Source organism: Photobacterium rosenbergii (assembly GCF_033022775.1).
GTDB classification, from domain to species: domain Bacteria; phylum Pseudomonadota; class Gammaproteobacteria; order Enterobacterales; family Vibrionaceae; genus Photobacterium; species Photobacterium rosenbergii_A.
The window spans coordinates 91,499-114,990 of sequence record NZ_JAWJZI010000012.1; the positions used below are offsets into that span (position 1 = coordinate 91,499).

Consider the following 23,492-nt stretch of genomic DNA (forward strand, 5'->3'; position numbering starts at 1 on the left):
GCAGAGCAATAAAAATGCCGCCTAGTGTCACTCATTAGGCGGCATTTTTGGTTATGTGGTATGCCTTTAGCTTTATGGATTACTGCGTTGATTGACTTGCATTGCAATCTGAAACTGATTCCAATACTGTGGAATGAATTTCCCCGTCGGCAAGTGTCGTCCTCAGGTTATCACCCTGCTTGACCTGCTCGGCACTGCGGATGACCTGTCCCCTGCTGTTGCGGGTGATCGAGTAACCACGCCCCAGGGTTGCCAGCGGGCTGACCGTTTCCAGCTTTTCTGCTGCCATCGCCAGTTTGTGGCTGGCATTGAGCAGGCGCCGGTCCATACCGTCCTGCAATCTTTGTTGTAGGCGTTCGAGGCGGTTTTGCTGGGCCTGGACAATGTTGGCAGGCGAGTTAAGCACCAGTTTGTAATTGTTGCGGTCGAGGTGCTGCTGGTGGCGGTTAAGTCGCTGCTTCATCGCGAGTTCAAGTTTGCCTGCCAGCTCATCCAGCTGTTGTTGCTGCTGGTTGAGGCGAACCTGTGGGTGCTGGCGATCAAGGCGGTGCTGCAGCCTGACTGTCTGTGCTTGCTTGCCCGCAAGATAATGGCGCATAGCATGCTGGAGCTGCTGTACTTTCTGGCTGATCTTCTGGGTCTGGAAGCCCATGTCACGGCTGATCAGCTCTGCGGCTGCCGAAGGGGTCGGGGCACGGACATCGGCGACGAAATCTGCAATAGTAACATCCACTTCGTGGCCGACGGCGCTGACAATTGGGATTTGGCTGGCGGCAATAGTCCTTGCCACGATCTCCTCATTGAAAGCCCACAGATCTTCCAGCGAACCACCGCCACGGCCGACAATCAGCACATCACACTCACGGCGGGCATTGGCACGGCCAATAGCCTGGGCTATCGAAATCGCTGCACCTTCGCCTTGGACAATGGTTGGATATATGACAACGGGCAAGCTGGGATCACGGCGCTGCAGGACATTGAGGATATCGTGCAGGGCGGCACCGGTCTTCGAGGTCACGATACCGACCCGCTGTGGCTGCTCGGGCAGCGGTTGCTTGAGTGTCTGGGCAAACAGGCCTTCGGCGGCCAGGTTCATTTTCAGCTGCTCGAACTGCTGCTGCAGGCGGCCGTCGCCTTCCGGTTGCATGCTCTCGATGATCAGCTGGTAGTCGCCGCGAGGCTCGTACAGTGACAGGCGGGCTTTGACTAAAACCTGGGTACCGTTGGTGGGTTTGAAGGTCACACGGCGGTTGCTGCCTTTGAACATGGCACATTTGACCTGGGCCCGGGAGTCCTTGAGGGTGAAATACCAATGGCCGGAGACGGGCATGGAAAGATTCGACAGTTCACCGACCAGCCAGACGACACCCATTTCGTTTTCAAGGATCAAACGGACTTGGGCATTAAGGCTGGAAACAGTGTAGATACGGTCATTGGTCTGGTTCTGTTGAGCAAATAACGTCACGAGACAAGATACCTGTTTTGGAAGGCGAAGGTGTGCGGTTGACAGGGGCTAGGACGAGGTTAAAAGGGCCTAGGCAGATCTATGGACAGATCTTGGTCGTAATATGCTGACCGCAGCACCGGATACTTAACCGATATATACTACACATCAAGAGTTTTTTGTCAATTAAAAAAATTAAAAAAAGTCTAGCCAATCGATTGCATCCTCCGTATAATTCGTCCGCAATATTTTATCCTTCTTTAAACCTTTACTTGGTGTGAGATATTGCAATGTTACGAATCAAACAAGAAGCTTTGACTTTCGATGATGTCCTGCTGGTTCCAGCCCATTCAACTGTACTGCCTAACACTGCCGATCTGCGCACCCGCCTGACGAAAGACATTACGCTGAACATCCCTATGGTGTCTGCGTCAATGGATACCGTGACAGAAGGTCGCCTGGCAATTGCCCTTGCCCAGGAAGGCGGCATTGGTTTCATCCACAAGAACATGTCTATTGAGCAGCAAGCCAATGAAGTTCGCATGGTGAAAAAGTTCGAAGCCGGTGTGGTTTCTGAGCCTGTAACCGTGAAGCCTAATAACACGATTGAAGACGTGAAGCGCCTGACTATCGAAAATGGTTTTGCCGGTTACCCTGTTGTTTCTGATACCAATGAGCTTGTTGGTATTATCACAGGCCGCGATGTTCGTTTTGTTACTGACCTTTCTCTTAAGGTTGAAGAAGTGATGACGCCAAAAGACAAGTTGGCATCGGCCAAAGAGGGCGCGTCACGTGAAGAAGTTGAAGCTATCATGCAGCAGCACCGTGTAGAGAAAGTACTGCTAGTCAACGATGACTTCCAGCTTCGCGGTATGATCACAGCTAAAGACTTCCAGAAAGCAGAACGTAAGCCTAACGCGTGTAAAGATGAGCGTGGCCGTCTGCGCGTCGGTGCAGCTGTAGGTGCTGGCGCTGGTAACGAAGAGCGTGTTGCAGCCCTGGTTGAAGCTGGCGTTGACGTACTGCTTATTGACTCTTCACACGGCCATTCAGAAGGTGTGCTAGCGCGTATCCGCGAAACTCGCGAAGCTTTCCCTGACCTACCAATCGTAGGTGGTAACGTGGCAACTGCTGAAGGTGCCCGTGCCCTTATCGAAGCCGGTGTAAGTACTGTCAAAGTCGGTATCGGCCCTGGTTCAATCTGTACTACCCGTATCGTTACCGGTGTTGGTGTCCCTCAGGTTACCGCGATTGCTGATGCAGTTGCCGTTGCGGACCAGTACGGTATCCCAGTTATCGCTGACGGTGGTATCCGCTTCTCTGGCGACATGTGTAAAGCGATTGCTGCTGGCGCCTCTTGTGTGATGGTTGGTTCAATGTTCGCAGGTACTGAAGAAGCACCGGGCGAAGTTGAGCTGTACCAAGGCCGTGCCTACAAATCTTACCGTGGTATGGGCTCACTGGGCGCTATGTCTAAAGGTTCTTCTGACCGTTACTTCCAGACTGACAACGCGGCTGACAAGCTGGTTCCTGAAGGTATCGAAGGCCGTGTTGCTTACAAAGGCCACATGAAAGAGATCGTTCACCAGCAAATGGGTGGCTTGCGCTCAAGCATGGGCCTAACAGGTTCTGCGACTATCGAAGAACTTCGTACTAAAGCTGAATTTGTCCGCATTTCAGGTGCTGGCTTGAATGAGTCTCACGTACACGACGTGACGATCACTAAAGAAGCACCTAACTACCGCTTGGGTTAATTTTCATCAGCTGCACCAGCAACTGACGAAAACGTTTGCCTAAACGCGAAACTTGTATAAGATCGGGGGCGTTTTTATGCCCCCACCTTTCAATTATTTTTTGAGACAGCTCGAATGACCACGACCACAAATATTCATGACCAGCGTATCCTGATCCTGGACTTTGGTTCTCAGTACACCCAGCTTATTGCACGTCGCATCCGTGAAATTGGTGTTTACTGTGAACTATGGAGCTGGGACGTTGATGAAGCGGATATTCGCGATTTCAACCCTAACGGCATCATCCTTTCTGGTGGCCCTGAAAGTGTGACCGAAGAAGGTTCACCTCGCGCACCGCAATATGTGTTCGAAGCCGGTGTGCCTGTATTCGGTGTTTGCTACGGTATGCAGACTATGGCCGAGCAGCTAGGTGGTAAAGTTGCTGGCTCTACAGAGCGTGAGTTTGGTTATGCTCAGGTGAAAGTGGTTGAGCCAACTGCTTTCTTCAAGAATATCGAAGATGCGATTGCCGATGACGGCAAAGCGCTGCTAGACGTATGGATGAGCCACGGTGACAAAGTGGTAGAGATCCCGTCTGACTTCGTGAAGGTTGCCGAAACCGAGACCTGTCCTTACGCGGCCATGGCGAACGAAGAGAAGCGCTTCTACGGCGTGCAGTTCCACCCAGAAGTGACGCACACTCGCCAGGGGATGCGTATTATCGAGAACTTCGTTCTTAACATCTGTGGCTGTGAGAAGCTGTGGACGTCTGCCAACATCATCGACGATGCAGTTGCCCGTATCAAAGAGCAGGTGGGTGACGATGAGGTGATCCTAGGCCTATCTGGCGGTGTTGACTCGTCAGTTGTTGCGATGCTTATCCACCGTGCGATCGGCGACCGACTAACGTGTGTGTTCGTCGACAACGGCCTACTTCGTCTTAACGAAGGTGAGCAGGTGATGGAAATGTTCGGCGACCATTTCGGCCTGAACATTGTTCATGTTAAAGCAGAAGACCGTTTCCTTGATGCCCTTGCGGGGGAAGCTGAGCCTGAAGCTAAGCGTAAGATCATCGGCCACGTATTTGTTGATGTATTCGATGAAGAGTCGAAAAAGCTGTCAAATGCTAAATGGTTGGCACAGGGTACTATCTACCCAGATGTGATCGAATCAGCAGCCTCTAAGACAGGTAAAGCGCACGTTATCAAGTCTCACCACAACGTAGGTGGTTTGCCGGATGACATGGAAATGGGCCTGGTTGAGCCGCTAAAAGAACTGTTCAAAGATGAAGTGCGTAAGATTGGCCTTGAGCTTGGCCTGCCTTACAACATGCTATACCGCCACCCGTTCCCAGGTCCAGGCTTGGGTGTACGTGTACTGGGCGAAGTGAAGAAAGAGTACTGTGATTTGCTACGCCGTGCTGATGCTATCTTCATCGAAGAGCTGCACAAAGCGGATCTGTACCACAAGGTTTCTCAGGCATTCACTGTTTTCCTACCGGTTCGCTCTGTAGGTGTAATGGGTGATGGCCGTAAATACGACTGGGTTGTATCACTGCGTGCGGTAGAGACTATCGACTTTATGACTGCGCACTGGGCACACCTGCCATACGACTTCCTGGGGAAAGTTTCCAACCGCATCATCAACGAAGTAGACGGCATCTCTCGTGTTGTTTACGACGTATCTGGTAAGCCGCCAGCAACGATCGAGTGGGAATAATCCTGGCATTAACGCCAAGCCCTGTTTAGCTGAAATGGACAATAAGAAGCACCTTCGGGTGCTTCTTTTTTTTGGCTACACTGTAGTCATGCCTGTGGAATATTGCTTTTATATGGCAGGGATCAGGTACCTGTTGTTGGCGGGTAAAATTACCTTCTATGCTCGCTGTGACATCTGCTTGCTGTTAACAAATAGCAGGCAGGGTATCGATGGCTTTATGGGCTACCAAGGAGTAGTGCTGAAAATAATTCATATAAATGAAAGTATTGTTGTGCTTTAGGGGTGGGCTTGTAACGTGCTTGTTGGTGTAATGTTTTGTATTAATATTTCATTACAATATGGTATTGTTTATATTCTCGAATTCGTGGTGGTTCGTGCGTTTTTGTTTGAACTTTTCATTACAATTCGCCGCAGGATTTTTCTGTTGCAGAAAAATCGGATTGACGGCGATACAACGACAATCTAACGCCGCAAATTTACAACATCACTAATGACCATGGAGTTCCCATGAGCAATCAAGCTGTCAATAAGACGCCTAATGAATCGCCAAGCGCGATGAATAAGTTTCTTAACTTTATTGAGCGAACAGGTAACAAGATCCCAGATCCTGCTTTGCTTTTCTTCTGGGGACTGATCCTTGTATGGGTTCTGTCTGCAGTTTTCTCTCAGTTCGAATTTGGTTTAATTCACCCGGTTTCTGGCCAAGCAGTAGAAGTTAACAACCTGCTGACAGGCGAAGCGTTCGCAAACTTCCTTGCGACAATGGTGAAAAACTTCACTGGCTTTGCACCTCTGGGTATTGTCCTGGTAGCAATGCTGGGTGTAGGTGTTGCAGAAGCATCGGGCTTCATCAACACTGGCCTTAAAAAAATGCTGAATGTTACGCCAGCTAAATTCATCACACCAGTGCTGATCCTGGTTGCTATCGTATCGCACACTGCTGCTGATGCGGGCTACGTTCTGGTTATCCCTCTAGGTGGTATCATCTTCCACGCCGCGGGCCGTCACCCTCTAGCAGGTATTGCAGCTGCTTTCGCTGGTGTATCCGGTGGTTTCGCAGCAAACTTCATCCCTTCAGGTATCGACCCACTTTTGGCTGGCTTCACTCAGGAAGCAGCAAATATCCTAGATCCTGAATATGTTGTTAACCCACTTTCAAACCTATTCTTCACCGGTCTGTCTTCACTACTAATCGTGAGCATTGGTTGGTACATCACTGACCGTATCATCGAACCACGCCTATCTCAGACGCCTATTGACGAAGATGCTGAAGAAGCGCCGGACATGGGTTCATTCACTGAGCTAGAAAGTAAAGCTTTCTCGCGCGCGGGCTGGGCAATGATGGCAGGTATTGCCGTGTTGTTCCTGTCTCTGATCCCTGAGTCTTCTCCTCTGCGTTCTCCAGCAGGTGAAATCACAGCGTTTGACGCGCCTGTTATGCAGTCTATCGTACCGCTTATTTTTATCCTGTTCGTGATCCCTGGTGTGGTTTACGGCCGCGTTGCTGGTACGTTCAAGGCAAGCGATGACGTCATCAAGTCTATGTCTGCGACAATGAGCAGCATGGGTAGCTTTATGGTAATGGCATTCTTCATCGCTCAGTTCCTGGTTGCCTTCACCCAGTCGAACCTAGGTACACTGCTAGCGCTTTCTGGTGCTCAGTTCCTACAGGCAATGAACCTACCGGGCCAGGTGACTATCGTTGGTATGATCCTGCTAACTGCTTTTGTTAACCTGCTAGTGGGTTCAGCATCTGCGAAGTGGGCCCTGATCGGTCCAATCATGGTGCCGATGCTAATGGCTGTGGGTATCTCTCCTGAGCTGACTCAGGCGGCTTACCGTGTAGGTGACTCAGTATCTAACATCATCTCTCCTATGATGGTGTTCTTCCCACTGGTTGTTGTATACATGCAGCGTTACGTGAAGAGCTCTGGTATCGGTTCTCTGGCTTCTATGATGATGCCTTACTCGATTGCGATGCTAATTGGCTGGACTATCTTCCTACTGGTTTACTGGGCAATTGGTATCCCACTAGGTATCCAGGCGCCTTACACCTACAGCATGTAAGAGCTGAAGTCCCAAATGATATTGAAGCCCCGCACTGCGGGGCTTTTTTATGCTGGCAAGGCAAGTTTTTGTTATACCTTGTCGGGATTTTATGTTGTTAAAAGGTGGGTTTGTATTGGTATTATCAATAATTAACTGTTATTTGATTGTTAATTCTGATTTTATTGTATTAATTGAAATTTAATTTTGCAAAATTTAAATTCTGTACTAACTCATTAGTACGGGATTTGAGTGTTGCTTAACGGTGGCTGAACGGGATCTTATACTTATCATTTTGCTTGTGTTGGTGTATTAGTCTGATTTTAAACATCTTTAGTGGTTTTACTCAGTTGAAATGATTTGTTAGTTTCATCTGAAAACACAACATCAAAAACTCAATCGGTATATTAAGGAAGTACGATTATGAGTGAGACCATTTCTAGCCCGCCTTCGCAGAAAGGCATCATCGCGTTTATCGAGCGCGCCGGAAAAAAAATCCCTGATCCAGTGATCATCTTCATGTCACTGTTTGTGTTCTGTCTGGTGCTGACCGCAGCCATAGGTGGCCTGCAGTTTGATATCACAGGCGCAGACGGCGGCTCTGTCACTCACACCATCAAAAACATGATGGCGACAGAAAATGTTCGCTGGATGTTTGACAACGCACTGCTAACTAACTGGTTGTCGTTCGGTGGTGGTGTACTGGGCGTGATCCTTATTGTGATGCTGGGTGTTGGTATCGCGGAAAACTCAGGTTTGTTATCGGCTGTTATTAAGAAAGTTGGTCTGCGTATCAATGATCGCTACTTGCCGCTTTTAGTGGTCTTCCTAGGTATCATGAGTTCGATTGCAACAGATGCGGGCTACCTGATCCTTATCCCTCTTGCTGGTCTTCTTTATGCAGGTTTAGGTAAGAACCCACTGATCGGTATGGCGGCAGCATTTGCAGGTGTATCGGCGGGTTTCAGTGCCAACTTGATCCCGGCTACACCAGTTGACGTTATTCTGGGTGCCAACGCGCGTATCTTTGCCGAGTCGCAAGGTATTCCGTTTGAGACGGCCGCAGGTGAGCCAATCAACCCAGCGACCATGCACTACTTCTTTATTTTCACGTCAACCTTCCTGCTTGCTGGTCTTGGTGCGTGGGTAACGACTCGTTTTGTAGCACCTCGCCTTGAGAAAATGTCTTACCAGCTACCGGAAGATCTTAACCTGAATGACTTCCAGGTGACGGACGCTGAAAACAAAGGTCTTCGTGCGGCAGGCCAAGGCCTTATCATTGCACTGGCTGCTGTGGTTGGCTTGGCAATGGGCCCTCTAGCTACTTACACCAACGAAGCAGGCCGTGAAGTAACGCCTTACCTAGACAACGTGATCCTGCTGATTGCGATGGTGTTTGCGGTTGTTGGTATCTTCTTCGGTGTGGCGACAGGTAAGTTCAAATCACTGCAGGATGTGGTGAAGGCGATGGTTACGCAGATGAATACCATGGGATACATTTTGGTACTGACGTTCTTCTGTTACAACTTCCTGGCACTACTTGGCTTCTCTGGTCTGGGTACGTATGTGACTTACCTAGGTGCGACCTTCTTGAGTGCGCTTGGTCTGCAGCAGTTCCCGATCCTGCTGATCATCGGCTTCATCCTGACCACAGCAGTTATCAACTTGTTTGTGGGGGGGTTGACGTCGAAGTGGATGCTGCTTGGCCCTATCTTTGTGCCGATGCTGTACCAGGTAAACCCGAACATGACCCCGGATCTTGTGACTGCGGCTTACCGTGTAGCGGATTCTTCAACCAACATCATCACACCAATGATGAGCTACGCGGGCGTTATCCTGGCATTCATGCGTAAATACAAGCCTGAGCTGTCGTTCGGTGATGTGATTGCGATGATGGTACCTTACTCGGTCGCGTTCCTGACGGTGTGGACCTCGGTATTGATTGCATTCTTTGCCTTCAATATTCCGCTAGGCTTCTAACCAAACGTACCTTGTTAGGTAAACAAAACCCCGCTTGTGCGGGGTTTTTTGTTATGAGCCGTGAATGCTAACTCACTGCAGGTGCTGGGCATGGAAGCGTAGGTGATCCTCGATAAAACTTGCGATGAAGTAATAGCTGTGGTCATAGCCTTCCTGCATACGTAGCTCTAGCGGGTAGTCAACGCCCAGGGCAGTTTCTGCCAGTACGCTTGGTTTTAACTGCTCTTCTAAGAAGCTGTCCTGATCGCCCTGGTCAACCAGCGCTGGTACCGGTTGCTGGCTTTGCTTGAGAAGTTCAGTGGTGTCGTATTGCAGCCAGCTTGTTCGGTCTTCACCGAGGTAACCACCCAGCGCTTTTTCACCCCAAGGGCAGTTGATCGGATTGCTGATCGGGCTAAACGCCGAAACCGAGCTGTAGCGTGACGGGTTGCGCAGGGCAATCATCAATGCTCCGTGGCCGCCCATTGAGTGACCGCTGATCGCCCGCTTGTTGCTGACCGGGAAGTGCTCCTCGATCAAAGCCGGTAGTTCATGCACCACATAGTCGTACATTTGGTAGTGGCGGTTCCAAGGCGCCTGGGTGGCGTTGACATAAAAGCCGGCACCCAAACCAAAGTCATAGGCACCTCCAGGATCATCCGGAACGCCTTCACCACGAGGACTGGTATCCGGTGCGACAATAGCGATGCCAAGCTCAGCCGCCAAGCGCTGGGCCCCGGCTTTTTGCATGAAATTCTCATCGGTACAAGTGAGGCCCGATAGCCAGTAAAGCACAGGTACCTTAGTGCCCTGGGCGATTTGCGGCGGTAGGAAAATGGCAAAGCGCATATCGCAGTTCAGTACAGCGGAGTGGTGGGTATACTGCTTGTGCCAGCCACCAAAGCTTTTGTTCCAGCTTACGTTTTCAATAGTCATGGGGTCTCATTACTTGTCGTAGTGGATCACAGAGCGGATGCTCTTGCCTTCATGCATTAGGTCGAAAGCGTTGTTGATATCATCAAGGCCCATGGTGTGGGTGATGAAGTCATCAAGCTTGAATTCACCGGCCATGTAACGTTCAACAATTTCAGGCAGCTCAGAACGCCCTTTCACCCCACCGAAAGCAGATCCACGCCATACTCGGCCGGTTACCAACTGGAACGGACGGGTAGAGATTTCCTGGCCAGCACCGGCAACACCGATGATCACCGACTCGCCCCAACCTTTGTGGCAGCACTCAAGTGCTGAGCGCATCACGTTGACGTTACCGATACATTCGAACGAGAAGTCCACGCCACCGTCGGTCATTTCGACAATGACTTCTTGGATAGGTTTGTCGTAGTCATTTGGGTTGATGCAATCGGTCGCACCAAGCTCTTTGGCTAGGGCGTATTTGCTCTCGTTGATATCAACACCGATAATACGGCTGGCACCGGCCATGGTTGCGCCGATGATGGCTGACAAACCAATGCCGCCCAGCCCAAAGATTGCAACGGTATCGCCTTTTTGTACTTTGGCGGTTTTCAGCACGGCACCCATACCGGTGGTTACCCCACAGCCGAGTAGGCAAACTTCTTCCAGAGGCGCTTCTTTGTTCACTTTCGCCAGTGAAATTTCTGGCAGTACCGTGTACTCAGAGAATGTCGAGCAGCCCATGTAGTGGAAGATTGGCTGGCCATCTTTGTAGAAACGGGTAGTGCCGTCTGGCATCAGGCCTTTACCTTGGGTCTCGCGGATCTTCTGGCATAGGTTGGTTTTACCTGACTTGCAGAATTTACACTCGCCACACTCTGGCGTGTAGAGCGGGATAACATGGTCGCCCACTTCAACACTGGTCACGCCTTCGCCGACCATTTCAACAATACCGCCGCCTTCGTGGCCAAGGATCGCCGGGAAGATCCCCTCTGGATCATCACCAGACAGGGTAAAGGCATCAGTGTGGCAGACACCGGTTGCGATGATGCGAACCAACACTTCGCCTTTTTTCGGCAGCATCACATCAACTTCCTCTACCGATAGTGGCTGGTTTGGACCCCATGCAATAGCCGCTTTGGATTTGATAAATTGCTCAGACATTTAATTTCTCTCTTATCTTAGGTGGGCAAGGCCCTTTGCTGTTCCTACGGTTGCTTTAACAGTAGGAGAGATTTCTAACGAAGGCGGAGAGATTGCTGGCTCCGCTTCCTCGTTGTGATGGGCTTAGTATATTTATTTCTTTGATGGTGATAATTACCCTACAATGCAAATAACTTTTTCTGTCAGGTAATAATGGTGAATATGTTTTTGTGGGAAGGGGTCAGTGAGTTTGTCGCGGTGGCGGAAGCGGAGAGCTTTACCGCCGCAGCCAAACAGCTTGGAATATCTACCGCTCAGGTGAGCCGCCAGATCAGTGCGTTGGAGAACAGGCTCAATACCAAGTTGTTCTACCGGACCACCCGTAAGGTATCGTTGACCGAAGAGGGAACTATCTATTACCAGCACTGCCGCCGGCTAATGGATGGGCTTGAGGAGGCGGAGCGGGCGATCAGTGATCGGCGTGATACCCCACAGGGTAGCCTGAAGCTAACGGCACCGGTGACCTATGGCGAACAATACATTATGCCATTGGTGGTCGATTTTATGCAGCAGTATCCTGAGGTCGATGTAACAATGATTTTGACCAACCAGACGGTGGATTTGGTCGAAGGTGGTTATGACTTGGCTATTCGCCTCGGCAAGCTCAGTAGCTCGACCATGATGGCTAAGCGCCTTGCCAGCCGTACCCAGTATGTGTGTGCATCATCGGTATATTTGGAAAAGTACGGTGTACCCCATTCGCTCTCCGAGCTTCGTCATCATAATTGCCTGGTGGGAAACTATGACCACTGGCGCTTCCAAGAGGCGGGCAAAGAGCGCAGTGTCAAAGTTGACGGCAAGTTGCGTTGTGCCAGTGGCCATGCCTTGCGTGATGCTGCCCTTAAAGGGCTGGGCTTGGTGCAATTGCCGGACTATTACATCAGCGATGATTTAGCAAAGGGGGATCTGGTGACGGTACTGGATACCTTCCGCGAGCCGGAAGAGGGCATTTGGGCCCTGTATCCCCATAACCGCCATCTATCACCCAAGGTCAGGCTGCTGGTGGATTTCTTGGCTGATTCTTTGTCGTAGCGCCCTCGCATCCTACAAGCATTTGGGTATAATCAGCGGCCTCAAGCCACAGAGAGTATTTGTTCCATGACCGAGTCATCCACTACACAAGCCCTTCATGATTACAGCGACGAAGATTTCATGCGCCGCGCCATGGAGCTCGCAGCCCGTGCTGAGGCTGATGGTGAGGTGCCGGTCGGTGCAGTGGTGGTCTACCAGGGGCAGGTAGTCGGAGAAGGCTGGAACCGCTCGATCACCCAGCATGATGCGACCGCCCACGCCGAGATTATGGCATTGCGCCAAGCCGGCAAGGTATTGCAGAACTATCGACTGATAGATGCCACCTTGTATGTCACTCTTGAGCCATGCCCGATGTGTGCTGGTGCCATGGTCCATAGCCGGATTGGCAAAGTGGTCTTTGGTGCCCACGATCTCAAAACCGGGGCGGCGGGCAGTATCATGAACCTGCTCAGTTACGAACAGGTCAACCATCATGTCGCTATTGAGTCTGGGGTGTTGGCCGACGAGTGCCGCCAGCAGTTGCAGGCTTTTTTCAAGCGTCGCCGGGCCGAGAAAAAGGCGGAAAAGAAAGCCCGTCAGCAAGCCTTGCAGCAAGCTGAAGATAAGCCATCCTGAGACTCATTCTCCCCGGCGAAGGAACAAGGGGGGAAATTATATCCCTGCTGAACTGTTGATGATGTAGCTGCGCTGGCGCCACAGGATCTTCTTGCGGATATTGGCATTGAGCCGTTTGCGGCGGGTGGCTGCTGACGCCATTCGCTTGCGCATGTTGCTGATAGTTTTTTTCTTTGAAAAGTGCATAGAGCCTCCTCCTTTAGAACTGCTCGGGGTAGCGAGGTTATAGAGTTAGTATCTCTGATCCCCTTCCTTTCTCTAACGATAGCGGTCACGCTTTGCGATCATTTATTTCAGATAAGAACAGAAAGGTGTGAGCAAGATCCCCTGCCTGAGCAGGGGGGAGGATAAGGCGAATTAATTGCTGGCGGTTTTGTTTGGTGCTGCCGATTCTGGCATAACTTGCGCCTCGGCATCAGCCGTTAGCTGCTGGGCAAGCGTGTCAGCTGTAGCTGCTGGCGTAATGGTGTGCAGGCCATCAATCAGCTCAATGTCTTCAAGTTGAGGCCCCTGGCTGTGGGTTTGCTCATAGCCGATGATACTCTGGTAGTAGCGGCGGATATTTTCCACATAGTGCAGGGCTTCGTCACCGCGTGCATAGCCATAGCGGGTCTGTTTGTAGTACTTGCGTTGGCGAAGCAGTGGCAAACGTTGTTTAACATCGCTCCATGCATCTGGGTTGCCGCCTTGCGACTGGGTCAGACGGCGTGCATCCATCATATGGCCGAAGCCGACATTGTAGGAGGCAAGGGCAAACCATACTTTCTCGTGTTCTTCGATACTGTCCGGGATGCGGTTGATCATCTTGCGCAGGTACTCGGTACCACCGCGGATGCTCTGCTCCGGATCCAGTCGGTTTTTGACGCCCACCGAACGCGCGGTCGGTAGGGTCAGCATCATCATCCCGCGTACACCGGTTGGTGACACTGCGCGTGGATTCCAGTGCGACTCCTGATAGGAAAGGGCGGCAATCAGACGCCAGTCAAATTCGTTGGCATACTGCTTGAACAAGTCTTTCCATTGTGGAAGTTTGCCTTCAACGGCACGCAGGAAGGCGCGGGTATCGACATAATCAAATTTGTCGACGTGACCTAAGTATTTTTCCTCTAGCTTGGCCAGTTCACCGCTCTGCTGGATTTCACCGAAGAACTCGATCAGCAGCGCATAAAGGCTATCATCATTGCCTTGGTTGACAAACCAGGCGATCGGCTCATCTTCGGTAAGCTCAAGAGCGGTAGTCACATCCGGCAGGATGCGTTGGTTGAGGGCAATATCTACCGAGTCGGCAAGGGTATAGTCGAGCTCTCCTTCAGCAACTTGGCGCAAAAGCTCATCACTGTCGATTTCTTCCTGAGATTGCCACTCAAGGCTTGGGTGATCCAGCTTGAGTGCTAGTAGGGTCTTTTCGTGGCTTGAACCGCTGACCACCGCAAGTGTACCTTTGTTCTCAGCTAAGTCTTCAATGCTGCGAGGTCGCCACTGGCCTTTCTTGTACACCACTTTTTGGCTGGCGTAGTAATAAGCCGGAGCGGCACGGAAATCGGCAAGGCGCTCATCGGTCATGGTCAGACCGGCAGCAAGGATATCGACATCGCCGCGTTCTAGGCCAGGGAACAGGCCTGATAAGGTGAACATGGCTTTCATTTCCAGCTTCACGCCAAGCTTGTCGGCAAAGCGGCGGGCCAACTCGTAGTCCAAACCGGTTGGGCCTTCATTACCGATATAATATGAGAGCTGGTTGTTGAGCGTACCCACTCGCAGTACACCTTCCTCGCGGATTCGTTCAAGATCGGACAGGGGCTCTTCTTGCCACAGGCAGCCATTGAGAACCAAAACGCTCAATAGTAAGGCAATAAAATGTTTGATACTTGAATTCGGTCGAAGAATACTCAACGAGGTACGCCCTTGGTAAAAATAGGACGTCCTTTATACCAAAGCTTGACCGAACCGCAAAATAATCCCAGCGCTTTGGCGACGTGTTTGCGGTGGCAAGACGCATTTCTTAAGCCTGAAATCGTAAAAAAGTGTAATTGGATAGGCAGTGTGAGCAATATCTCACTGGTTTTTGGTGCTGATTGAAAAAAAAACACGCAAACGGTTGCGTCAGGTGTTACGTCACAAAAAAAATTCCCTTATACTACGCCCCATCATGAGCACTTCGCCTCACCTAGGGTCTGGTACGCGAGGTGACATTGACGTAATTAGCCCGGTAAAGCGCCGGGGATTAGGCCAATATCACCTTCATTAAACTGCTAATCGAGAGACGTAAGCACATGGAAATTTTGCGTGGTTCACCCGCACTGTCTGAGTTTCGCGTAAACAAGCTACTTGAGCGTTGTCGCGAATTGGATCTGCCTGTGTCAGGTATTTATGCTGAGTTCATGCACTTTGCAGACTTGTCTGCGCCATTGAGTGCCGAAGAGCAAGAAAAGCTGGCAAGCTTGCTAACTTACGGCCCTACGATTGCAGAGCATGAGCCATCAGGCCTACTGCTACTGGTTACCCCGCGTCCGGGTACAATCTCCCCATGGTCATCTAAGTCTACCGATATCGCCCACAACTGTGCCTTGGCCCAAGTTAAACGCCTGGAGCGCGGTACAGCTTACTACATCGAGACATCTGCTGAGCTGTCTGCCCAGCAAGTGGTAGAACTGAAAGGTTTGATCCACGACCGTATGATGGAAGTCGTTTTTACCGATCTTGACTCAGCGGCAGCGCTTTTCCAAGTGGCTGAGCCTGCACCTGTTGCCGATGTCGACCTACTGTCAGGTGGCCGCAAGGCGCTTGAAGAAGCAAACGTTACCCTGGGCCTTGCGCTAGCGGAAGATGAGATTGACTACCTAGTAGATAGCTTCGTTAACAAGCTAGAGCGTAACCCGACTGACATCGAGTTGATGATGTTTGCCCAGGCGAACTCGGAGCACTGCCGCCACAAGATTTTCAACGCAGATTGGACAATCGACGGTGTGAAGCAGGAAAAATCCCTGTTCAAGATGATCAAGAACACCTTTGAAACCACACCTGATCACGTACTGTCTGCCTACAAAGATAACGCAGCGGTAATGACAGGTTCTAAGGTTGGCCGTTTCTTCCCAGATCCAGAGACTCGCCAGTACAACTACCACAATGAAGATGCTCACATCCTGATGAAGGTTGAGACGCACAACCACCCAACTGCGATTTCACCTTGGCCGGGTGCTTCAACGGGTTCAGGCGGTGAGATCCGTGACGAAGGCGCAACAGGTATCGGCGGTAAGCCAAAAGCTGGCCTTGTTGGTTTCACAACGTCTAACCTGCGTATTCCTGGTTTCGAGCAGCCTTGGGAAACAGATTTCGGTAAACCAGGCCGCATTGTTAACGCCCTGGATATCATGCTAGAAGGCCCACTGGGTGGCGCGGCGTTCAACAACGAATTTGGTCGTCCGAACCTTCTTGGTTACTTCCGTACTTACGAAGAAAAAGTGACTTCACACGCTGGTGAGGAAGTACGTGGTTACCACAAGCCAATTATGATTGCGGGTGGTATGGGTAACATCCGTGACGAGCACGTGCAGAAGAAAGAGATCCCTGTTGGTGCGAAGCTTATCGTACTGGGTGGTCCTGCGATGAACATCGGCCTTGGTGGCGGTGCAGCTTCTTCTATGGCATCAGGCCAGTCGGCAGAAGATCTGGATTTTGCTTCTGTACAGCGTGAGAACCCAGAAATGGAGCGTCGCTGTCAGGAAGTGATCGACCGTTGCTGGCAGCTGGGCGATGCTAACCCAATTGCCTTTATCCACGACGTGGGTGCAGGCGGTATTTCTAACGCACTGCCAGAGCTTGTCGACGATGGCGAGCGCGGTGGTATCTTCCAGCTACGTGATGTGCCAAACGACGAGCCGGGCATGAGCCCACTAGAGATTTGGTGTAACGAATCGCAAGAGCGCTACGTGATGGCGGTTGCGCCTGAGAACATGGCGGCATTCGATGCTATCTGTAAGCGTGAGCGTGCACCGTACGCCGTGGTTGGTGAAGCAACAGAAAAGCGTGAGCTGAAACTGGAAGACTCACACTTCGACAACACGCCAATCGATATGCCGATGGACATCCTGTTAGGCAAAACACCTAAGATGCACCGTGATGCGAAGACGCTAAAAGTAGATAGCCCGGCGATCGCTCGTGACGGCATCGAAGTCAATGAAGCGGTTGATCGTGTTCTTCGCCTACCAACGGTAGCTGAGAAGACGTTCCTTATCACTATCGGTGACCGTACCGTGACAGGTCTGGTGGCGCGCGATCAGATGGTGGGTCCTTGGCAGGTGCCAGTGGCTAACTGTGCGGTAACTGCAGCAAGCTACGACTCTTACCACGGCGAAGCCATGTCTATGGGTGAGCGCACGCCAGTTGCCCTGCTAGACTTTGGTGCATCTGCCCGTCTTGCGGTGGGTGAGTCCCTGACTAACATTGCCGGTACTGACATCGGTGATATCAAGCGTATCAAACTGTCTGCTAACTGGATGTCTCCAGCTGGCCACCCAGGTGAAGATGCTGGCCTTTACGAAGCGGTTAAAGCTGTCGGTGAAGAGTTGTGTCCAGCACTTGGCCTGACTATCCCTGTTGGTAAAGACTCTATGTCGATGAAGACCAAGTGGGAAGAAAATGGTGAGAACAAAGAAGTCACTTCTCCTCTTTCATTGATCATCACTGCGTTCGGCCGTGTTGAAGACGTGCGTAAGACGGTAACTCCTCAGCTTCGTACCGACAAAGGCGATACCTCTCTGCTTCTTGTTGATCTAGGTAACGGTAAGAACCGTCTGGGTGCAACGGCACTGGCTCAGGTTTACAAGCAGCTAGGTGATAAACCGGCTGATGTTGACAACGCTGAGCAGCTAAAAGGCTTCTTCGATGCGATGCAAACTCTGGTTCGTGATGACAAGCTGGTGGCTTACCACGATAAAGGCGACGGTGGTCTGTTCGTTACACTGGCAGAGATGGCATTTGCCGGTCACTGTGGTGTGAAAGCAGACGTTGCTGCTCTAGGCGACGATGCTCTTGCTGCGCTATTTAACGAAGAGCTAGGTGCGGTTGTTCAGGTTAAGAACGACGATCTTGAAGCAGTTAAAGCGGTACTGGCAGCAAATGGCTTAGAAGCTTGCTCACACGTTATCGGTAGCGTAGAAGCTTCTGACAGCGTTGTTATCACTGCAGGCAATGCGGCTGTCCTTGAGCGCTCTCGTACTGAGCTTCGTACTATCTGGGCTGAAACCACGCATAAGATGCAGGGCCTTCGTGACAACCCAGCGTGTGCCGACCAAGAGTTTGAAGCGAAGAAAGACAACACTGATCCAGGTCTTAATACCAAGCTAAGCTTCGACATCAACGAAGACGTAGCGGCGCCATTCATTGCCAAAGGCGCCAAGCCGAAGATGGCTATCCTGCGTGAGCAAGGCGTTAACTCACACGTTGAGATGGCGGCAGCTTTTGACCGCGCTGGTTTCGAAGCAACAGACATTCACATGAGCGACATCCTAACCGGTCAAGCGGTACTGGATGAGTACCATGGCCTAGTAGCTTGTGGTGGTTTCTCTTACGGTGACGTACTGGGTGCCGGTGAAGGTTGGGCGAAGTCTATCCTGTTCAATGGCCAGGCTCGAGAGCAGTTCCAAGCTTTCTTCAACCGTGACAACACCTTCTCGCTAGGTGTTTGTAACGGCTGCCAGATGCTATCTAACCTGAAAGAGTTGATCCCGGGTGCCGACCTATGGCCGCGCTTCGTTCGTAACGAATCTGAGCGCTTTGAAGCACGCTTCAGCCTGGTTGAAGTACAGAAGTCTGATTCTGTGTTCTTTAACGGTATGGAAGGCTCTCGCATGCCAATCGCGGTATCTCACGGTGAAGGTCGCGTCGAAGTACGTGATGCCGACCACCTGGCAGCGATTGAAGCATCAGGTACGGTTGCGGTACGCTACGTGGACAACCATGGTAACCCAACCCAGCAGTACCCGAACAACCCGAACGGCTCGCCAAACGCTATCACCGGCCTGACAACTCAAGATGGTCGTGTGACTATCATGATGCCTCACCCTGAGCGTGTGTTCCGTACAGTGGCTAACTCTTGGCACCCAGATGACTGGAGCGAGAACAGCCCATGGATGCGCATGTTCCGCAATGCCCGTGTGAATATCGGCTAATAAGCTAATCGCTTAATATTGATGAAAAAAACCGCTCCCAGTGAGCGGTTTTTTATTGTCTGTATCATTTTTAGGAAATAAAAGTAGCAACAAATACAAGACTATGATTAAGCTGAAGTTATCCATCTGGTGAATAATTGATGGGGCATTAGCCCGAAGAGCCGGTACTGGAGGTGCAATGATTTTCTTCGATCTCGACAATACCCTGCTTGATCATGATGGCGCGGAGCAAGACGCCATTCGTGATTTTGCCAAGCGTTACCGTGATGAAATTATTGACTGCCCAGACGGTATCGAAGTGATGTGGCGCGCAATCACTGACGAAAAGCGCCAGCAGTGGCGGGCCGGAACACTCAATTTCGAAGGGCTGCGCCGGGCCAGGATCAGTGCCTTGTTTCGCCGCCCGCTCAGCGAAGAGCTGGCGGACGAATTGATTGCCGAATACTATGCCAGTTACCGCCAATACTGGCGTTTGTTCCCCGACGTCCAGCCCGCGTTGGAGAAGCTGAGAAAGATCTCCCCGCTTGCCATCATTACCAACGGCTTTACCTATCATCAAGAAGCTAAGCTAAAGGTAACCGGGATCCGGGAGTTCTTCTCGTTTCTGGTGATCTCGGAGCAAGTCGGGGCGGCCAAGCCGGATCCAAAAATTTTCCAGCATGCATTGAAGCAATCAGGAAAATCGGCCGCTGAGTGTTGGTATATCGGTAATCATCCGTTCAATGATGCCACTGCCGCCAGTGAGTTGGGGTTCAAGGCGGTATGGCTCAATCGGCACAAGCTCGATACCAAGGTGTCGACACGGGTGGTCCGAAGCCTCGAAGGATTGGTTGATCTGGTTACCGTGCATTACTAGCCCAGAAGGGAACCAATTGCTAAACCAAGGTCTAAATAAGAGGAGAGAAATTAAACCAAGAATTGATTGAATAATTGTTGTACTGGTTAAAATACCCGCATAGAATATGCGCTTATTTTTTGCGGGCTCTAACTGTCATTACCTCATGGAAGAGAGACAATAATGGATGTAACACGTCGTGGACTGCGTTTGGCCACCAAGGGCCTTGCAGTACTAGTAATGATTTGCCTGGTAAGATACGCCGACAGCTTTGCTTTGATTTTCAGTCTAAACCAGGTCGGTATCGTGCCAAGTTATATCGCTATCTTGGTCCTACTCTCCGGTATCGGTGCGATACTGGGTCTCAGCCGCGGAAACCGCTGGGGATTCATCCCGCTGTACTTTTTTATTCCCGCGATCACTATGTTTTTCAACTATAGCCTGATCCCATATCTCCCCCAGTTGGTCGCCCCTGAGTTTAGAGACATGGCTGTTTTTTTCCTCAACAGCAGCGTACTGCTTTTTGCCGTCCTGTTACTGCTGAAAATGATGGACAGTGATGTCATATTCTCGGTAGAAAAATACTGATACACTGATCTTTCAGCGCCAGGCTTTTGATATACTTCAACTTAAATTAAACAGGTTGTTGGCAGTTTCCCCAAAAGCGTTTGCCAGCATTACCTTGCTCAGCAAAGGATGATGAGAATGAAAAAAATTGAAGCTATCATCAAGCCGTTCAAGCTTGATGACGTTCGCGAAGCGCTAGCCGATGTCGGTATCACCGGTATGACAGTCTCTGAAGTCAAAGGCTTCGGTCGCCAGAAAGGTCACACCGAGCTCTACCGTGGCGCCGAGTACATGGTCGATTTCCTGCCGAAAGTGAAGCTGGAAATCGTTGTCGCCGATGACGTGGCCGATCAGTGTGTCGATACCATCATCGAAACCGCCCAAACCGGTAAGATCGGTGACGGCAAGATCTTTATGTTCGATGTGGATCGCGTGGTGCGTATTAGGACTGGTGAGGAAGACGAAGACGCTATCTAAAATCGTCTCTGTCGTCGTTGTTTCATCCTCTGGCGTTATCGGAAGTGCTCATTTATGCGTATAAAATCCGCGCTTCCTCTTAGCCAGAGAATGAAACAGCTTAGCCAGAGCTGATTTAACTGAGAAATACTCCGCGCTCCCTCTGTGTTCTTGAGCGAAATCCCTTTGCTCTAATATCAATTGGCCATTGGCAGGTGGCTATCGGCCAATGGAAGAGCAAAGAGAAGGTGCAAGAGCAAGAGCTTGACCGGGGAAAGTTATTCCACAATCCGGAGTCGCCCATCGCCCATCGCCCATCGCGGTGATGAGGGGACTGCCGCAATCATGGGCGATTATATCCGCGAGCAAGAAAAGTTGATGTGATACTTAACGCATACAGCCATTAAATAAACACAAAAAAGAGGTCGCAGGAAGCGACCTCTTTTTTTATTTTTAGCCTCTAGCCTCTAGCCGAGATCTTAACTTGCCTGCGGCTTTAGCTCACCGCTGTAGCGGCCTGGCTTGTGGTTCATTGCTAGTACTAGGTTCAGCATAAAGGCGCCGATAACCGAGAATAGTAGTACCATCGGGCTAACAAGGAAGAAAGAAGCGACTAGGATAGTGATATCAATACCCATCTGTAGCTTGCCAGCCGACCAGCCCATTTTTTCCTGTAGGAATAGTACCAGCACGTTGAAGCCACCCAGGCTGGTTTTGTGGCGGAATAGGATCAGCATACCCAGTCCCATCAGCAGGCCACCGATCAGGGCGCAGTAAAGCGGTTCGAGGCGGCTGATCTCGAGCACGTGGTGGAGGTTGTCGGTAATGATAGATACCAGACCGCCGGAAATCACACTGGTGATCGCAAAGCTTTTGCCCATACGGAACCAGGCCATCAGGTAAAACGGGCAGTTCATCATAAAGTACAGCTGGCCAAACGACAGATCGACAAACTGGCTGACAAGCAGGGCCAGGCCGGTGGTACCGCCGGTGAGAAGATCAGCTTGCTGGAGAAAGAAAACCCCTTGGGCAACGATGAAAGTACCGGTAAGAATAGCAATGATATTTTCTTTCAGTGAATGATGATAACCGCTCAAGACAACACTCCTTATGTATAGAGGCGCCATGATATAGGGCATTGGAGACAAGCGTGATAGCAGGCATGAAATCTGTCTGATGGTCAGTGTACAAATTATATTACGCTGTCGTAAAAAATTAATTTCAATCATTACTTGTAATGTGGGTATTTTAGTTTTGGTCATCCATGACGAGGGAGTGAACAACTTGAAAACAATTCATACCAAAAATGAAATAAATACCAATAAAAAGTCACATTAGGGGTATCTGATTTAGATCAAATTCTGTAAAATACTGCGTTATCTACAGGCGAGACGAAAACGTTTGCGTCCACGTGGCGCCTAGCTTTGCGGATTTTCCGTTTTTTGCCAATTTTGTGTGTTTACCGCCTCTTTGTCGGCACAGCCATTCACAGGCTTACCAGAGACAAAAAGGACTAAAACAATCTGAGTCAGGAGATACAGATGCTAAAGCGCGACATGAATATTGCCGATTACGATGCTGAACTATTTACAGCGATTCAGGAAGAAACGGCGCGTCAGGAAGAGCACATCGAGTTGATTGCTTCTGAGAACTACACCAGCCCTCGCGTGATGGAAGCTCAGGGCTCCCAGCTGACCAACAAGTATGCTGAAGGTTACCCGGGCAAGCGCTACTACGGTGGTTGTGAGTACGTGGATAAAGCCGAGCAGCTGGCTATCGACCGTGCTTGTGAGCTGTTTGGTGCCGAGTACGCCAACGTTCAGCCTCACTCTGGCTCTCAAGCCAACAATGCCGTGTACATGGCACTACTGAATGCAGGCGATACCGTTCTGGGGATGAGCCTGGCACACGGTGGCCACTTGACTCACGGCTCCCCGGTAAACTTCTCGGGCAAGCTATACAACATTATCCCTTACGGTATTGATGAAGCGGGCCAGATTGACTACGCCGAAGTTGAAGCGCTGGCGCTTGAGCACAAGCCAAAAATGATCATCGGCGGTTTCTCTGCCTACTCCCAGATTGTTGACTGGAAGCGCATGCGCGAAATCGCAGACAAAGTGGGCGCGTACTTCTTTGTTGATATGGCGCACGTTGCCGGTCTGATTGCTGCGGGTGTCTACCCGAACCCGGTTCCACATGCTCACGTGGTTACAACCACAACGCACAAGACGCTTGCGGGCCCTCGTGGTGGCCTAGTGCTGTCTAATGGTGGCGAAGATCTTTACAAGAAACTGAACTCAGCAGTATTCCCTGGTGGCCAGGGTGGTCCTCTGATGCACGTTATCGCAGCTAAAGCGGTGGCATTCAAAGAAGCGATGGAGCCAGAGTTCAAAGACTACCAGGCACGCGTGGTTGAGAATGCCAAAGCAATGGTCGGTGAGTTCCTTGAGCGCGGTTACAAGATCGTATCGGGCAGCACGGAAAACCACCTGTTCCTGGTTGATCTGATCGACAAAGGCATCACAGGTAAAGAAGCGGATGCGGCACTGGGTGCAGCGAACATTACGGTTAACAAGAACAGTGTGCCGAATGACCCGCGTAGCCCGTTTGTGACTTCAGGTATCCGTGTCGGTACACCTGCGATTACCCGTCGTGGCTTTACGGTTGAAGATGCCAAGCAGCTGGCTAACTGGATGTGTGATGTGATGGACAACATCGACAACCCAGAAGTGATTGAAGCGACCAAGGTCAAGGTGCTGGAAATCTGTAAGCGCCTACCGGTATACGCGTAAGCACTGGCC

Annotated in this window: 17 protein-coding genes and 1 pseudogene; 12 read left to right on the forward strand and 6 right to left on the reverse strand. The window is 50.8% G+C overall.

Annotated elements, in window-relative coordinates:
- Positions 1 to 79 precede the first annotated feature (79 nt).
- The gene (gene xseA / locus R2X38_RS20665; RefSeq protein ID WP_317524245.1) at positions 80 to 1,465 is read right to left on the reverse strand and encodes an exodeoxyribonuclease VII large subunit; all 1,386 of its coding nucleotides are present in this window, start codon (positions 1,463 to 1,465) and stop codon (positions 80 to 82) included.
- A 269-nt stretch (positions 1,466 to 1,734) separates the two neighbouring features.
- On the opposite strand from xseA, the gene guaB reads away from it, so the two are divergent.
- From guaB to R2X38_RS20685, 4 genes are all read left to right on the forward strand, one after another.
- Entirely contained in the window at positions 1,735 to 3,198 is a 1,464-nt protein-coding gene (gene guaB, locus R2X38_RS20670) for an IMP dehydrogenase (RefSeq protein ID WP_317524246.1), read from the forward strand.
- A 114-nt stretch (positions 3,199 to 3,312) separates the two neighbouring features.
- Positions 3,313 to 4,896 carry a glutamine-hydrolyzing GMP synthase gene (gene guaA / locus R2X38_RS20675; RefSeq protein ID WP_222552286.1) on the forward strand — a complete coding sequence of 528 codons (1,584 nt, stop codon included), beginning with the start codon at positions 3,313 to 3,315 and terminating at the stop codon, positions 4,894 to 4,896.
- A 507-nt stretch (positions 4,897 to 5,403) separates the two neighbouring features.
- Positions 5,404 to 6,963 (forward strand): AbgT family transporter, encoded by a 1,560-nt coding sequence (locus R2X38_RS20680; RefSeq protein WP_317524247.1) that lies wholly within the window; start codon positions 5,404 to 5,406, stop codon positions 6,961 to 6,963.
- Positions 6,964 to 7,365: 402 nt separating this feature from the next.
- Positions 7,366 to 8,922, forward strand: coding sequence for an AbgT family transporter (locus R2X38_RS20685; protein ID WP_317524248.1), 1,557 nt, complete (start codon positions 7,366 to 7,368; stop codon positions 8,920 to 8,922).
- A gap of 72 nt (positions 8,923 to 8,994) precedes the next feature.
- On the opposite strand, the gene fghA is transcribed toward R2X38_RS20685, so the two are convergent.
- Positions 8,995 to 9,837, reverse strand: a complete 843-nt coding sequence (fghA, locus tag R2X38_RS20690; RefSeq protein ID WP_317524249.1) for an S-formylglutathione hydrolase — start codon at positions 9,835 to 9,837, stop codon at positions 8,995 to 8,997.
- Positions 9,838 to 9,846: 9 nt separating this feature from the next.
- Positions 9,847 to 10,977, reverse strand: coding sequence for an S-(hydroxymethyl)glutathione dehydrogenase/class III alcohol dehydrogenase (locus R2X38_RS20695; RefSeq protein WP_317524250.1), 1,131 nt, complete (start codon positions 10,975 to 10,977; stop codon positions 9,847 to 9,849).
- A 201-nt stretch (positions 10,978 to 11,178) separates the two neighbouring features.
- Between R2X38_RS20695 and R2X38_RS20700 the strand changes: the two genes are divergently transcribed.
- Together R2X38_RS20700 and tadA are read left to right on the forward strand one after the other, a co-directional pair.
- Positions 11,179 to 12,048, forward strand: coding sequence for a LysR substrate-binding domain-containing protein (locus tag R2X38_RS20700; protein WP_317524264.1), 870 nt, complete (start codon positions 11,179 to 11,181; stop codon positions 12,046 to 12,048).
- Between the two features lie 66 nt (positions 12,049 to 12,114).
- Complete coding sequence (tadA, locus tag R2X38_RS20705; protein WP_317524251.1) at positions 12,115 to 12,663, forward strand: tRNA adenosine(34) deaminase TadA; 549 nt, start codon at positions 12,115 to 12,117, stop codon at positions 12,661 to 12,663.
- Between the two features lie 36 nt (positions 12,664 to 12,699).
- Here tadA and R2X38_RS20710 read toward each other — a convergent pair whose 3' ends face one another.
- Positions 12,700 to 12,849, reverse strand: a complete 150-nt coding sequence (locus tag R2X38_RS20710) for a hypothetical protein (RefSeq protein WP_317524267.1) — start codon at positions 12,847 to 12,849, stop codon at positions 12,700 to 12,702.
- Between the two features lie 171 nt (positions 12,850 to 13,020).
- Positions 13,021 to 14,550 carry a membrane-bound lytic murein transglycosylase MltF gene (mltF, locus tag R2X38_RS20715; protein WP_411185661.1) on the reverse strand — a complete coding sequence of 510 codons (1,530 nt, stop codon included), beginning with the start codon at positions 14,548 to 14,550 and terminating at the stop codon, positions 13,021 to 13,023.
- A gap of 386 nt (positions 14,551 to 14,936) precedes the next feature.
- Here mltF and purL point away from each other — a divergent pair, with 386 nt between their 5' ends.
- From purL to R2X38_RS26825, 5 genes and pseudogenes are all read left to right on the forward strand, one after another.
- Entirely contained in the window at positions 14,937 to 18,833 is a 3,897-nt protein-coding gene (purL, locus tag R2X38_RS20720; protein ID WP_317524252.1) for a phosphoribosylformylglycinamidine synthase, read from the forward strand.
- 178 nt (positions 18,834 to 19,011) lie between these two features.
- Positions 19,012 to 19,689 (forward strand): HAD family hydrolase, encoded by a 678-nt coding sequence (locus R2X38_RS20725; protein WP_317524253.1) that lies wholly within the window; start codon positions 19,012 to 19,014, stop codon positions 19,687 to 19,689.
- Positions 19,690 to 19,851: 162 nt separating this feature from the next.
- On the forward strand, positions 19,852 to 20,256 hold the full coding sequence (locus tag R2X38_RS20730; RefSeq protein WP_317524254.1) for a hypothetical protein: 405 nt from the start codon (positions 19,852 to 19,854) through the stop codon (positions 20,254 to 20,256).
- A gap of 117 nt (positions 20,257 to 20,373) precedes the next feature.
- Positions 20,374 to 20,712 (forward strand): nitrogen regulatory protein P-II, encoded by a 339-nt coding sequence (glnB, locus tag R2X38_RS20735; RefSeq protein ID WP_317524255.1) that lies wholly within the window; start codon positions 20,374 to 20,376, stop codon positions 20,710 to 20,712.
- A 303-nt stretch (positions 20,713 to 21,015) separates the two neighbouring features.
- Positions 21,016 to 21,098: pseudogene (locus R2X38_RS26825) on the forward strand (DNA starvation/stationary phase protection protein); the annotation flags it as partial.
- 72 nt (positions 21,099 to 21,170) lie between these two features.
- Here R2X38_RS26825 and R2X38_RS20740 read toward each other — a convergent pair.
- The gene (locus R2X38_RS20740) at positions 21,171 to 21,788 is read right to left on the reverse strand and encodes a YitT family protein (RefSeq protein ID WP_411185650.1); all 618 of its coding nucleotides are present in this window, start codon (positions 21,786 to 21,788) and stop codon (positions 21,171 to 21,173) included.
- A gap of 444 nt (positions 21,789 to 22,232) precedes the next feature.
- Between R2X38_RS20740 and glyA the strand changes: the two genes are divergently transcribed.
- Complete coding sequence (glyA, locus tag R2X38_RS20745; protein ID WP_317524256.1) at positions 22,233 to 23,483, forward strand: serine hydroxymethyltransferase; 1,251 nt, start codon at positions 22,233 to 22,235, stop codon at positions 23,481 to 23,483.
- Positions 23,484 to 23,492 lie beyond the last annotated feature (9 nt).

Bases quoted from the DNA above. Each gene is read 5' to 3' on its own strand.
- guaB (WP_317524246.1), top strand. From the start codon at position 1,735: ATGTTACGAATCAAACAAGAAGCTTTGACTTTCGATGATGTCCTGCTG.
- guaA (WP_222552286.1), top strand. From the start codon at position 3,313: ATGACCACGACCACAAATATTCATGACCAGCGTATCCTGATCCTGGAC.
- R2X38_RS20680 (WP_317524247.1), top strand. From the start codon at position 5,404: ATGAGCAATCAAGCTGTCAATAAGACGCCTAATGAATCGCCAAGCGCG.
- R2X38_RS20685 (WP_317524248.1), top strand. From the start codon at position 7,366: ATGAGTGAGACCATTTCTAGCCCGCCTTCGCAGAAAGGCATCATCGCG.
- fghA (WP_317524249.1), bottom strand. From the start codon at position 9,837: ATGACTATTGAAAACGTAAGCTGGAACAAAAGCTTTGGTGGCTGGCAC.
- R2X38_RS20695 (WP_317524250.1), bottom strand. From the start codon at position 10,977: ATGTCTGAGCAATTTATCAAATCCAAAGCGGCTATTGCATGGGGTCCA.
- R2X38_RS20700 (WP_317524264.1), top strand. From the start codon at position 11,179: ATGTTTTTGTGGGAAGGGGTCAGTGAGTTTGTCGCGGTGGCGGAAGCG.
- tadA (WP_317524251.1), top strand. From the start codon at position 12,115: ATGACCGAGTCATCCACTACACAAGCCCTTCATGATTACAGCGACGAA.
- R2X38_RS20710 (WP_317524267.1), bottom strand. From the start codon at position 12,849: ATGCACTTTTCAAAGAAAAAAACTATCAGCAACATGCGCAAGCGAATG.
- purL (WP_317524252.1), top strand. From the start codon at position 14,937: ATGGAAATTTTGCGTGGTTCACCCGCACTGTCTGAGTTTCGCGTAAAC.
- R2X38_RS20725 (WP_317524253.1), top strand. From the start codon at position 19,012: ATGATTTTCTTCGATCTCGACAATACCCTGCTTGATCATGATGGCGCG.
- R2X38_RS20730 (WP_317524254.1), top strand. From the start codon at position 19,852: ATGGATGTAACACGTCGTGGACTGCGTTTGGCCACCAAGGGCCTTGCA.
- glnB (WP_317524255.1), top strand. From the start codon at position 20,374: ATGAAAAAAATTGAAGCTATCATCAAGCCGTTCAAGCTTGATGACGTT.
- glyA (WP_317524256.1), top strand. From the start codon at position 22,233: ATGCTAAAGCGCGACATGAATATTGCCGATTACGATGCTGAACTATTT.